The following is a 12,754-nucleotide window of genomic DNA, read 5'->3' as shown; positions in this document are numbered from 1 at the left end:
ATTCATGTGACGCGCTATAAGTTGTTGTTTATGCATGTCGTTGTCGCAAAACCGCTGCGCACCCTCGGTTCAAGCCCGAGGGCATGCTTTCCCGACATGCATTATCGCGGCAAGGCGTCACCACTCGATCGTTGGCCGCGCGATCATCAGCCAGAAAATCCCGAGGACGGCAGCAAAGGCGGGAAAGCCGAAGGCGAACCACAGCCGGAAGAGCCTGGTATACCGGGCCGGCAGCGGGGTCCCCGTTTTGGCGGCTGCAGACGCCAGATTGCGCATTTCCATCTGCATCCATACCACCGGCAGCCAGAACACACCGGTGACGATATAGAGCGCGATGGACAGCACGATCCAGCCTTCGGAGAGCGAGTAGCCCGCCAGCCAGGCGAGCGCGACGCCGGTTATCGGCTGCGCCACGACGGCAGTTGCCGTGAAGAGAAAGTCGGCGACCACTACGATGCGCGCCACTGCCGCAATTGTTGCCGCATTGCCGGTCCTGTGGGCGAGAAGCATGAAGAACGCGATGCCGACGCCGGTGCCAAGCAGCACGCTGGCACCGATGACATGCAGGAACTTCAGCACGAAATAAAGCATCAGCGCTCCTCCAGGATCGCCAAGGCAACAAAGTGAAGGACGATGATCGGCAAGACCTTCAGGAATGGCCCAAGTGGTTCGTTCCACAGGTCCGGGCGCAGGAAAGTGCCCACGACCAGATAGAACAGCGAGAGCGCGATGCCGGCGTAGAGGCCTTTTCGCGCCGATGGCCGCCAGGCTATCAGTGCGCCGACGACGATGTCGGCAACAGCGCCGGCGATCACGGCAGGCGCCGACAACATGCCAGCCCCCGTGCTTTGCATGAGGCCGATGCCGTTGCCGTAGCCCGTGGTCAGCGAAACAATCCCTGTCATGATCCAGAAGAACGGCAGCACGACGAAAATTGTAGGCTTTGTGAAATAAAGCCAGGCAAACCATTTCTCCTGCACCGTCGCAGGATTGAGCGCGAGGAACTGCGCCAGGCTTTGTGGCCGCATGCCGGTCAGGGAAATCCAGTCCGACGGATCTCCGAGCGCCCCCCGTGCGATCTCCCTGGCGGCATTGGTGCGCATTGGGGGCCGCCAGCCGAGCATCGCGGCAAAATCGCCGAGGCGATAGAGAAGCCGCGCACCCCAGCCCGGCAAGACCAGCCTGGCTGCAGGAGCCCAGCCGAGCCAGCGGCGGAAAGTACCGACAATCTCATCCATGGTCAGCTGTTCGGGACCGGCGAGTTCCAGCGCCAGACGAGACGGACTGCCGGGATTGAGAAAGAAGAGCACCGTCGAGACCACATCCTCGAGCTGCACGACCTGCAGCCGGCCGGTATCTGGCATTGACGGCAGGATCGGCAGCGAGGCCAGACCGCGAAACAATGCACTGGCTCCAAACACAGGCCGGCCGAGCACCACGGAAGGGCGAAGGATTATCCAGTCCAGGTCAAGCGCCATCAGCGCCTGATCCCCGGCATATTTCGTCGCCGAGAACGACGAAGGCTGTGCCCGATCCACTCCCATTGCCGAGAAGTGGATCACCTTGGCAACGCCGGCCCCCGCGCAGGCGAGAAAAAGAGCCGCCGCCGCATCGCGATGGACTTGCCCGGTCTTTTCGCGCGGGCTGTCCTGCAGAACGCCGGCGCAGTTCACCACGGCATCGACGCCAGTCAGATGCGGCAGCCAATCTTCAGGGCGTAGCGCGGCTGCCATATCCAGCACCAATGTCTGGTAATCACGGGCGGCATTTGCCCGCGGGCTACGCGCGATGCCGACCACCTCATGTCCTTCGGAAACGAGGCGGGCGCAGATCGAAGCGCCGATCAAGCCGGTGGCTCCAACAACGAGAATTCTCATCGGACCCCGATCTCCGGCAGCCACTAGATCGTCGCCGTTCTATTCGGCGCGTATCTCCTCCACATCGTCGATGTTTTTCCGGCGCTGCGAAAGCACACGTCTTTCGGCCAGCTGCTCAGGGTTGATGATGACCATAGGCATTCAAGTCGAAGGCGGCGACGTTTACTGCTGTTTATGGTGCGCGCTTGCAGCGTTGCTCCCACACGATTGTCCTCCCGGCGCCGCATGACCACGGTCTCTAACGCGATGGGGCGGAATCCTCATTCATGTACTCATGAATGAGACCAAGGATTTGCGAGCGGACCAACTCGCGAGCCTCGGGCTGAACGAACGGCATCAACAGTTCGACCCGTTCCTCGACGCTCTCGGGAAGATCCGCAGCAGGATCGACGAGGTCGTTGCCGTGCGCGTAGAGATTTTCCGTCAATTTCTTATCAGGGTCGGAAAAAATGCCCATTGATCTGCTCCAAACCAGCTTCTCTGCTTAATAGAAGATTGACGAAAATGTTCCCCGGATGATCGATCACAACAGCTGCTTCTCCGGCCGAAGCGCTGGGACTGGTCCAGCTCCACTTGTACGGGCGGCAAGGAATTCAGGCAGTATCTTAATGTGGGAGAATTAGAGAGACATTTGCGCGAGGTGCGAAAAAGCAACGCCAATACAGCTGATTAGTGACGACGTAGGTACTCTCGCAGATGTGGTATTGGCCGTCCGGCGATTCCTGCACACGGTCCCGTGGGATGTTGAAATTATGCGGCAAGTAGGTGTAACCACCGTCTATCCTGGACCGTACCGACGACCGAGGTATGGCGCGGCAATCAGAGCCACCGCAACACTTGAATTTCGTCATTGGGTCAATCCTGTCCTCGTACCAATCATGGGCGCTGGCGGCAGTTGCGGTGGCGATACACATCGTGAAGACGAGGCTTCGCATGGCGTTCCCCCAGGTATTTGGCAGGCGCTGCTCGTTCGAGCGTCCATTGTATATTAGCGTTCCATTAGAAACACCATTGGCCTCCGACCGACCAACGCAGTTCCAGCAAGCGACGCTCGCGCGATAGGCGATTGCTGCAGGTCCGTTTGCAGCCCCACATTGAAATCCCGTCACACTTGTAACTCTCACCTCTCCGGCTGCCCGAGATAGCGTCTTTTTATCGAAACCGTGGAAACGGCGAATTCTACCGCAGGACCGGAAATGACGATGTTTGCAGCAAAAGAGAAAGCCACTTCGTTGCTCGGGCAGGCGGTCGGTTTTGCCCGCTGGCTCGGGCTCGCCGCCGCACCGACCTTTGCACTGATGGCCTGGATTTCTACTGTCGGCTCGAGCATGACCATGTGCTCTGCCGCCTCGCCTTTCATGTCGATCAACGACATGGCCCTGATGTACCTGCTGATGAGCCTCTTTCACGTATCGCCGTGGCTGAAGCTCTTTTCCGCCCGTTCGCAGCACTGCAACACTTCCGTCGCCCAAACCCAAGGAGACTGACAATGCAACACGCTGTTGTTTCACGCGATAACTGGCTGACCGCCCGCCGGGACCTCCTGCGAGCGGAGAAGGAACTCACGCAGCTTCGCGACAAGGTCGCACGCGAGCGGCTCGCCTTGCCTTGGGTGCGTATCGACAAGGAATACGTGTTTGACACGCCGGATGGTCCGCGTGCGCTCGTCGATCTCTTCGACGGCCGCTCGCAACTTCTCGTGCAACATTTCATGTTCGCACCGGGATGGAAGGAAGGCTGCCCGAGTTGCTCGTTCATGGCTGATCACACCGACGGCATGAACAAGCATCTGGCGCATCACGATGTAACCATGATCGCCGTCTCGCGCGCGCCGCTGGCCGATATTGAGCGCTACCGCAGACGTATGGGCTGGCAGTTCCGATGGGTGTCCTCGAACGGCAGTCCGTTCAACTACGATTTCCGGGTCAGTTTCACGCCCGAAGAGGTCGCCACCGGGCACATCGACTACAACTACGGCGAATGGCGGGAAACCGGCGAGGAATGGCCTGGCCTGAGCGCCTTCTACAAGGATGAGGCTGGCACCGTCTTTCACACGTACTCCACCTTCGGCCGCGGTGTAGAGGTGATGATGGGCACCTACGCCATGCTCGACCTCATGCCAAGGGGGCGCAACGAAGCTGAGGGAATGGACTGGGTGCGCCGCCACGACCGCTACGCGTAGGCCTGCGAGGACGGTGGAATGATGCCGGACGGTAAAACGAGAAATATCCGTCGCACCTGCAAGCTGTTGCTTCCCTATTCGTAACAGTGTTGGGATTCGTCCTTGGCCTTGCCAATGGCTTCGAGCAATGGGGCCAGTGGTGGAGGTAATTCTGGATCAACCGCCAGCCCCAACAGCGTGTGTACGTGACGACGATTGTCTTCGGCGCCGATCAATTCGCGAACGGCGTCGGCAGGGGTCTTATGGCCCGTTCTCTCACGCGTCACCTACGGTCACCGGAATGAGTGCTGTGACTTCAGGGTGATGGAGGGTTCTCGTCAGCCAGTTCTTGCTCTCGCCGGTCAAGCTCCTTCTGAAGCTTCAGAGCTAATGCGAGAAGCCTCGGCGACAGGGTTGGATCGCCTTCCAGTCCCAATCGCTTGCGTAGGCTCCGACGATTGTCTGCCGAACGGACCAGTTCTCGGAAGCCACGATCGCTCTCTCTGGTTGCCATGACGGTCACCTTCAGCTTTGAACGCAACTCGTCGATTGCCAAAGGGTTCCATGAGGGGCCGGATTATCTCGCTAAAGCGCGTCTCGGCTGAATGGATTCATGTGACGCTAAGTTCTTGTTTTATGCATGTCGTTATCGCAAAACCGCTTACGCGACATGCATTAGATCTTTCGAGCGGCGATCGGATAACTAAGCGGGATTGAGCGGATACTGCTCGTGCTCATCGAAAGCCACCAACAGGCCCAAAGCAGCAGCGACTTCGAGGATGGCTTCGGTCAGATCGTCATTGGATGCGACCAAACCAGGTGCAGCCTGCCGAACCTGGTTTAATGCCGCTTTGACCGAAACGGTGTCGCCATAGCCGGCCCTGTTGAGGACTGCGGCAATCGCCTGATCTAGAACTGGACCGACCCTATGGACGATGCTCATCCACCTTCCCCCCCGGGAACGCGAGAGGGTATAGTAGCGTGTCTGGGGCCAGGATGCAACCGAGGCGCGAAACCACGCCAAATTGGCTCTGGTGCTCGGGCGCAAAATGCGGCGGATCAACCCTGAGCGGTGCTACGGCTCCGGTTAACCACAGATTGCTGCTCAGTTATTCGAAGGAATAGGTGAAACCTCCTTCGGAGGCTCCAACCGTCACCTTCGTCATCTTTTCGCCCTCGAGCGACCGGTTCAGCACGCCACGGCTCAATTCGGGCAGAAGCGTGTTTGTCAAAATGGCGTCGATCATTCGGCCGCCGGATTCGATCTCGGTGCAGCGGGCTTTGACCAGATCCATGACACCGTCACCGATCACCAACTCGGCATCGTTGCTCGAGCGCAGCCGGCGGGCGATCTTGGCGAACTGATGGCGGGTGATCGCTTCGATCATCATGTCCGAGAGTGGGTAGTAAGGGATGGTCACCACCCGGCCCAGGAAGGCCGCTGGAAAAACCTTCAGCAGCGGGGCGCGCAATGCTGTGTCGAGATCGTCGAGCCCCGCCCGCACCGTGCCGCTGCTGGTCCGGTCCATGATGACTTCGGAGCCAACGTTCGAGGTGAGCAGGATGAGCGTGTTCTTGAAATCGATCCGGCGGCCTTCACTGTCGTCCATCATTCCCTTGTCGAAGACCTGGAAGAAGATTTCGTGCACGTCCGGATGCGCCTTCTCGACCTCGTCAAGCAGGATCACCGAATAGGGCTTGCGCCGGACCGCCTCGGTGAGGATGCCGCCCTTGCCATAGCCGACATATCCGGGTGGCGCGCCCTTCAAGGTTGAGACGGTGTGCGCCTCCTGGAACTCGGACATGTTGATCGAAATGAGGTTCTGCTCGCCGCCATAGAGCGTCTCGGCCAGGGCCAGCGCGGTTTCGGTCTTGCCGACGCCCGAGGGACCGCAGAGCAGAAACACCCCCACCGGCTTTTCGGGCGCTCCGAGCCCGGCGCGGCTGGTCTGCACGCGCTTGGCAATCATTTCCATGGCGTGATCCTGACCGACCACGCGCTCGGACAGCGTGACGGCGAGCCGCAGCGCCTTCTCGGTCTGGCTCGACAGCATGCGGCCAGTCGGGATGCCGGTCCAGTCCTGCACCACGGCGGCCACGGCGTTGCGGTCGACCGACGGCAGGATCAGCGGCGTCTCGCCTTGCGCTTCTGCGAGTTCGGCCATCAGTTCGCGCAGCCGCGCGAGATCGGCAGCCGGATCGGGTGGAGAAGGATCGGCAGTGGCCGTTGCTTCCGTATCGGTTTCGGGCGCATCCGGTTCAGGCGCATCGGTTTCAGGCGCTTTGATCTCGGGGGCAACGGCGCCTGCGGTTTCGACGACCGCCCCCGGAGGCTCCACGGCGTCGAGCGGCACACCCTCGCCGCGCAGCCTGGCGCGCAGTTCGAGTATCTCGCCAACCAGCGCCTTTTCCCGATCCCAGCGTTGCTGCGCGGCAGCAAGCGTGAGTTCGGTCTCGGCAAGCCCGGTTTCGACCCGAGCCTGCCGGTCGGCCACGTCGATGCCGATCGCTGCCTCGCGGCCGATGATGGCGCGCTCGACCTCCAGCGCCTGGCGGCGGCGCATGATGTCCTCGACCTCGGCGGGGGTGGCATGCTGCGAAATGGCGACACGGGCGCAGGCGGTGTCGAGAAGGCTCACCGCCTTGTCGGGCAGTTGCCGTGCCGGGATGTAGCGGTGGGAGAGGCTGACCGCCGCCTCGATCGCCTCATCGAGTATCTGCACCTGGTGATGCTGCTCGAGGACACCGGCGACACCACGCAGCATGAGAACGGCGACCGCTTCCGACGGCTCCTCTATCTTGACGACCTGGAAGCGACGGGTAAGCGCCGGATCCTTCTCGATGTGCTGCTTGTATTCGGCCCAGGTCGTCGCCGCGATCGTGCGAAGCTCGCCGCGCGCCAGCGCCGGCTTCAGCAGATTGGCCGCATCGCCGGTTCCTGCCGCGCCGCCGGCGCCGATCAAGGTGTGCGCTTCATCGATGAAGAGGATGACCGGCGTTTCCGAGGATTGCACCTCGTCAATGACCGCCTTCAGCCGTTTTTCAAATTCGCCCTTTACGCTGGCGCCCGCTTGCATCAGGCCGACATCGAGCATGCGCACGCTGACGCCCTGCAGCGTCGGCGGCACGTCGCCCTCGGCAATGCGCAAGGCAAAGCCCTCGACGACCGCGGTTTTGCCGACCCCCGCCTCGCCGGTCAGGATCGGGTTGTTTTGCCGGCGCCGCATCAGGATATCGACGATCTGCCTGATCTCGGGATCGCGGCCGACGACCGGATCGATCTTGCCATCGCGGGCGCGCTGGGTCAGGTCGGTGGCATATTTGGCCAGCGCCGAATCCCCGCCCGGAGCCCGCCGCGGTGTTTCGGCGGCGGCAACCGCAGTCGCGGCGCCGGCTTCGAGCGAACCCTCCATGACGTCCGCGAACCGCGCAATAACGGCCTGCGCATCGATCTTGTCGAATTCGCCGCTGATCTTCGACAGCAGGCCCTCCAGCACCGGCGTCTTCAGGCAGGCGAGCAGAATATGCGCACTGCGCACTTCCTCGACGCTGAATTCCAGTCCCGCCAGGCCCCAGGCCTCCTGGATGGCGTGAAAGATATGATCGGAAAATTCCTCGATCGAAGTGGCGCCGTAAGGCAGCTTGTCGACGGCGCGGGTCATATCGGCCGTGAGCCGGCTCGCATCCACCCCGGCGTCTGCCAGTATCAGCTGCACATCCGAGCGCTCTGAAAGCACCAGCTGCTCGATGAAGTGAACGAGCTCGACATAAGGATTGCCGCGCAGCTTGGCGGTGTCGGCCGCAGCCTTGAAGGCGCGCAAACAGATGGGATTGAGCTTGCCGACCAGTTCCTTGCGTTTAAAGCTCTGCGACGACCGGCGCTGTTCCATCGAACTTGCCCCTCCAATCTGCCAGCCAACAAACTGCCACATAAGCAGCGACTTGACAAAGAGCGTTTATGAGCGGGCCGTCCGGGTGTTCGATTCAGTCGATTTCTCCGTCCCGGCAGGCGCCGGCGCTATCGGCTGCAACGCCATCGAACGCCCCGCCTGTTGGCGATGCATTCACCGACAGGGTTCGACAAATGCGCCAGCGCTTTCGAGCCCAGCGCGCCGGTTGCAGGCGCGTATTGAGATTGAGCATCAACTAAATTGTGGTAAAGTGTCGCAGTGTGGTAACGTTGGGTCAGGCACGGCCCAAGAGCCGCGCGCGGGGGATGGTGTGATCGATCTCGCACTCTGGCTGAATCCGCTGGACGGTGAAAATCCGTCAGGGGAGGATTTGCGCAACGATCCAGCCTTTCATGAGCTGGAGCGTCTCACCGAGCCGCAGGTCAAGGTCGTCCATGGCGGCCACAACCAGCCCTCGTCGCAAAGCACCATTCCGGTCGACTGGCCTGCCGTCCTCGACAAGGCGGAGGAATTGCGTGCGCATGGCCGGGATCTGCGCCTGCTCGTCATTGTCACGCGCGCGCTGGCCAATGAGCAGCGGCTCGCCGGGCTCGCGCATGGCCTGACCCTTGTTGCACGGAGCTTCGATCAGCATTGGGAGACCATGCACCCGGCCCTGCGGCCCAGTGCTTCACCACGCGACGCCGCCTTGCGTCGCATCAACGCCCTGCTCGACCTCCAGAACGGCCAGGACGGGCTGCTGGCGGACTTGCGGCGAATGATTTTCTTCGCGCCGCGCCCTATCGGACCGATCAGCGGACGCGATCTGGAACAAGCCGCACTCGACGAGCGGGTCATGCTTCTGGAAGCGGCTTCGGGATTGAATGCGGCGGAAAAGGCAACGCTGGCCAGCGCGCACGGTCAACTGCTGAACCGGGTTCATGGCGGGTGCAAGGCGCAGGCCGATCAAGCCAATGCGGAGATGATGTCGCTGATTGCCGATGCTCATGCGGCGATCACGGCTCTTGATGCGGTCGAGACGGCTCTCAACGTCCGTCTGCAGGGCGGTGGCGCCGCTGTTCCGGAATTGAAACGGTTCCTGCAGCGTTTGCTGTCGACCCTCGAACGGAATTCGGCAATCGAGACCGCGACGAACGGCGCAGCCGAGCCAGCCCACACGACTGCAGATCCGGAAATGCCTGCTCGAAACGGTCAAATGCCTGCAAAGGGTCATGGAGCCGATACCATGGCAAGTATGGCGAGTTACGCGGAACCGGGCACGGGGCTGCCGGAGCGGATTTCCTCGCGCGACGACGTCGTGAAATGCCTCGACCTCGTCGTCGCCTTTTATGACCGCACCGAACCGTCGAGCCCGATCCCGCACCTGGCCCGCCGGGTGCGCCGGATGGTGCATATGGATTTCGTTGAACTGATGGAAGATCTCGCCCCGTCGGGGCTGAAGGAATTCCGGCTGCTTGCCGGCGTTCCCGATGCCAAGAAGACGGCCCAGAAGGATGAAAGGTAACGAGCCATGGCAGCTGAAAGCAAAGCGAAAGTCATCGAACGGAACCGCGCTCCGCGCGTGCAGATCGCCTATGACGTGGAAACCTATGGCAGCCCGACGACGATCGAATTGCCGTTCGTCATGGGGGTGATGGCCGATCTTTCCGGTGCCTCACAGACCAAGGAAGCGATGAAGTCGGTGCTGGACCGCTCCTTTGTCGAGACCGATGCGAACCGCTTCCCGCGTTTCATGGAGGCGCTAGGGCCGCGCGTCAAAGCCCGCGTGAAGAACACGCTGCCCCAGGCGGAGGGCGCCGAGCGGGATGAAGAGCTGGCACTCGATCTTACCTTCACCAAGATGGGCGATTTCGCCCCGGACAAGATTGCCGAGCAAGTCCCGCAACTGGCCGAGATCCTCAAGATGCGTCGCCAGCTCGAGGAACTGCTCGGCTTCATGGATGGCCGCGTCGACGCCGAAAAGCGCATAGCGCAGCTTCTGAACAACGAGCCGCTTCTTGGCAAAATCGCCAGCCAGGCATTGTCGGACGAAGACAAGGTTGAGGTGTAGTCATGGCCGAACAGCAAAAGACCGCAGCCGCCGTCGCCGAGGCGGAGACCATCGATCTCGGAGAATTCAGCGGGCTCCTGGAAAAAGATTTCAAGGTCAAGAAGGACGACAGCGAGAAGCTGCAGCAACTCGTTCGCAATCTCGCGCTGGCGGCACAGTCGCGATCCGACACCACGACCATCTCGTCCAACGCGATCAAGTCGATCAAGTCGCTGATCGCGGGCATCGACAAGATGCTGTCGGAGCAGGTCAACGAGATCCTGCACGCGCCGGAAGTGCGCGAAATGGAAGGCACATGGCGCGGCCTTTGGTATCTCATCAACAACACCGAGACGGATCAGAAGCTGAAGATCCGGGTGATGAACATTTCCAAGGAGCAGCTCGCCGACACGCTTGAAGACTATGAAGGCCAGATGTGGGACCAGAGCCCGATCTTCAAGAAGGTCTATACGGACGAGTATTCGATGCTGGGCGGCGAGCCGATCGGCTGCCTGATCGGCGCCTACGAATTCTCCAACCATCCGCGTGACGTCGGCCTGTTGCGCAACATCTCGGGCGTCTGCGCCTCGGCGCACACGCCGTTCATCGCGGCGGCCTCGCCGCGCCTGTTCCGCATGGACAGCTGGCAGGAACTGCCGAACCCGCAGGATCTGCAGCAGATCGTCTCCAACGCCGCCTACGCCTCGTGGCAATCGCTGCGCGAGAGCGAGGATGCGCGCTATATCGGCCTCACGATGCCCCGTGTCCTGGCACGGCTTCCCTACGGCACGGATACCGTTCCGGTGAAGGGTTTCACCTTCGAGGAAGAGGTCCAGGGCGACCACAACAAATATGTCTGGATGAACGCCGCCTTCCCGATGGGCGTGAACATAAACCGCAGCCACAAGCTCTATGGCTGGGGCACGCAGATCCGCGGTGTCGAAAATGGCGGCACGGTCATCAACCTGCCGGTGCACTCCTTCCCCACCGACGACGGATCGGTGGCGATGAAATGCCCGACGGAAGTCGCCATCGACGACCGGCGCGAGGCGGAACTGGCCAAGCTCGGCCTGATGCCCATCCTGCACCGCAAGAACACGGATCTGGCGGCTTTCATCGGCGCGCATTCGCTGCAGGACGACGAGACCCGCGCCGGCCGGCTGGTCGATCCCGACGCGCAGTCGAACGAGCGGCTGAGCGCCAACCTGCCCTATCTCTTCCCGGTTTCGCGGTTTGCGCATTACCTCAAGGCCATCGCGCGCGACAAGATAGGGTCGTTCAAGGAGCGGTCGGACATGCAGATCTGGTTGACCGAGTGGATCAACCGATACGTGCTGGCCAACCCGGCCTTTGCCGACGACAAGGCGCGCGCCAAGCGCCCGCTTGCCGCCGCTGAAGTCCAGGTGGACAGCGTCGAGGGGCGGCCGGGCTACTACAACGCCCGCTTCTATCTGCGCCCGCATTACCAGTTGGAGGGCATCAACGCCTCGCTTCGTCTGGTGTCGGAACTTCCGTCCGTAAAGGCTTGATTTGCAGCAACATAATCCTGTTTTGTTTTGAAAACGCTGGAGGAAGACAATGCCCGTGAAAATTGATGGTTTTCTAAAAGTTCCGGATATCAAAGGGCCAAGCGTTCGAGACGGCCATGAGGACGAAATCGAAGTCCACGGGGTCGATTACAAGATAATCGCGCCATACGATCCGAATTCGCTCTCACGCCGCGGTCGCGTGTCGCTGGGGATGATCAAGTTCACCAAGCATTATGACAAGTCATCGCCCTATCTGAAAAAGGCGCTGTTCGACAACAAGGCGCTGGACGAAGTTGTGTTCTCCGCCCGCCGGACCATCGATGGCGAGACCAGCGACTATCTGGTCGTCACCCTGACCGACGCCTCGATCATGGAATACGACATGTCGCAGGCCGAGGACGAAGAAGACCTGATCGAGGAGGAGGTCAGCTTCGCCTACAAGAAGATCAAGTTCGTCTATGACAAGGATGACGAAATCGAAATGGATGTCTATGTCGGCAAGTGAGGCGCGGCGGCCCGGCGCCGACAAGCTGCAGGTTACCGGCAGTTCGCGGGCGAAACGCGAGGCGGTCCAGCCCTCTCTTTGGGACCGTCTCGTCAACGACCTGCCGGGCGTCACCTCCGAGATCGACGGGCTGCGCCAGACCTTGCAGGACGAGCTGGGCGTGGACCGGCTGGACACGCTGCTTGCCGGCAGCGCGCGGCTTATCGATGCCGACGCGGAGCTGACATCCGATCAGAAGCGGCGTCTGCACCGCCTGGGCTTTCAGACCCAACACCGCGCCGAGATCGAAAGCCGTGGCGTGGTCGTATCGGCACGCGTCCTCAGGGAGGCGGTGCGGCGCGACATCGAGGCCTTGTTCAACACCGAGCGCTTCGAAGCTGTTCCGCTTCTTTCCGATTTCGAAAACGAACAGGCTGCAGACAATCCGCCATCGCTGGCCGATTTTCCCGAAGTGCGCCGAAGCGTGGTCAACTACGGCGTGCCGTCGTTTTCCGGCCGTTCGTCGCGCGACTTTGATCGCGAGGCGCTGGCGCGCGAGATCCGCTCGGTCCTTGCCACGTTCGAGCCGCGTCTCAAGGAAAGCGCAACCAAGGTAGCGGTGACCCTTGGTGACAAAAGTGCGGGCCTGAAGATCGAGATAGACGCTGTGCTGATCATGACGCCGACGCCGGAACGCATGCGCCTGCGCACGACAGTCAACCTCGACAACGGTTTGGCGCGGACCGAATTCAGGGAAAGCTGA

General features: G+C 61.2%; 12 protein-coding genes. 7 read left to right on the top strand and 5 right to left on the bottom strand.

Annotation, left to right across the window (positions count from 1 at the left end; genetic code table 11):
* Positions 1–117: 117 nt before the first annotated feature.
* From BLT09_RS01805 to BLT09_RS01795, 3 genes are all read right to left on the bottom strand, one after another.
* Positions 118–591, bottom strand: coding sequence for a DUF2269 family protein (locus tag BLT09_RS01805; protein WP_091590269.1), 474 nt, complete (start codon positions 589–591; stop codon positions 118–120).
* A complete protein-coding gene (locus BLT09_RS01800) occupies positions 591–1,877 on the bottom strand; it encodes an SDR family oxidoreductase (RefSeq protein WP_091590268.1) in 1,287 nt (428 codons plus the stop codon). Before BLT09_RS01800 ends, BLT09_RS01805 begins: the two co-directional genes overlap by 1 nt.
* A 238-nt stretch (positions 1,878–2,115) precedes the next feature.
* Positions 2,116–2,334 (bottom strand): hypothetical protein, encoded by a 219-nt coding sequence (locus tag BLT09_RS01795; RefSeq protein ID WP_091590266.1) that lies wholly within the window; start codon positions 2,332–2,334, stop codon positions 2,116–2,118.
* Between the two features lie 739 nt (positions 2,335–3,073).
* Between BLT09_RS01795 and BLT09_RS01790 the strand changes: the two genes are divergently transcribed.
* Together BLT09_RS01790 and BLT09_RS01785 are read left to right on the top strand one after the other, a co-directional pair.
* Complete coding sequence (locus tag BLT09_RS01790) at positions 3,074–3,364, top strand: hypothetical protein (protein ID WP_091590265.1); 291 nt, start codon at positions 3,074–3,076, stop codon at positions 3,362–3,364.
* Between the two features lie 2 nt (positions 3,365–3,366).
* The gene (locus BLT09_RS01785; RefSeq protein WP_091590263.1) at positions 3,367–4,059 is read left to right on the top strand and encodes a DUF899 domain-containing protein; all 693 of its coding nucleotides are present in this window, start codon (positions 3,367–3,369) and stop codon (positions 4,057–4,059) included.
* A gap of 682 nt (positions 4,060–4,741) precedes the next feature.
* Here the strand turns inward: BLT09_RS01785 and BLT09_RS01780 are convergent.
* Together BLT09_RS01780 and tssH are read right to left on the bottom strand one after the other, a co-directional pair.
* The gene (locus BLT09_RS01780; RefSeq protein WP_023801316.1) at positions 4,742–4,981 is read right to left on the bottom strand and encodes a hypothetical protein; all 240 of its coding nucleotides are present in this window, start codon (positions 4,979–4,981) and stop codon (positions 4,742–4,744) included.
* A 166-nt stretch (positions 4,982–5,147) separates the two neighbouring features.
* Positions 5,148–7,928, bottom strand: a complete 2,781-nt coding sequence (gene tssH / locus BLT09_RS01775; RefSeq protein WP_091590262.1) for a type VI secretion system ATPase TssH — start codon at positions 7,926–7,928, stop codon at positions 5,148–5,150.
* Between the two features lie 331 nt (positions 7,929–8,259).
* On the opposite strand from tssH, the gene tssA reads away from it, so the two are divergent.
* The 5 genes from tssA to tssE are packed head-to-tail and all read left to right on the top strand — an operon-like array spanning position 8,260 to position 12,754.
* On the top strand, positions 8,260–9,453 hold the full coding sequence (gene tssA, locus BLT09_RS01770; RefSeq protein ID WP_091590260.1) for a type VI secretion system protein TssA: 1,194 nt from the start codon (positions 8,260–8,262) through the stop codon (positions 9,451–9,453).
* A 6-nt stretch (positions 9,454–9,459) separates the two neighbouring features.
* On the top strand, positions 9,460–9,999 hold the full coding sequence (gene tssB / locus BLT09_RS01765; protein ID WP_027154109.1) for a type VI secretion system contractile sheath small subunit: 540 nt from the start codon (positions 9,460–9,462) through the stop codon (positions 9,997–9,999).
* 2 nt (positions 10,000–10,001) lie between these two features.
* Positions 10,002–11,507, top strand: coding sequence for a type VI secretion system contractile sheath large subunit (gene tssC, locus BLT09_RS01760; RefSeq protein WP_091590258.1), 1,506 nt, complete (start codon positions 10,002–10,004; stop codon positions 11,505–11,507).
* Between the two features lie 49 nt (positions 11,508–11,556).
* A complete protein-coding gene (locus BLT09_RS01755) occupies positions 11,557–12,012 on the top strand; it encodes an Hcp family type VI secretion system effector (RefSeq protein WP_023801311.1) in 456 nt (151 codons plus the stop codon).
* Positions 11,999–12,754, top strand: coding sequence for a type VI secretion system baseplate subunit TssE (gene tssE, locus BLT09_RS01750; RefSeq protein ID WP_091590257.1), 756 nt, complete (start codon positions 11,999–12,001; stop codon positions 12,752–12,754). Before BLT09_RS01755 ends, tssE begins: the two co-directional genes overlap by 14 nt.

The sequence above is a fragment of the Mesorhizobium muleiense genome, assembly GCF_900099905.1.
GTDB classification, from domain to species: Bacteria; Pseudomonadota; Alphaproteobacteria; order Rhizobiales; family Rhizobiaceae; genus Mesorhizobium; species Mesorhizobium muleiense.
Note: the sequence above shows the minus strand (reverse complement) of the source record. Positions and strands in the feature narration are given on the sequence as shown.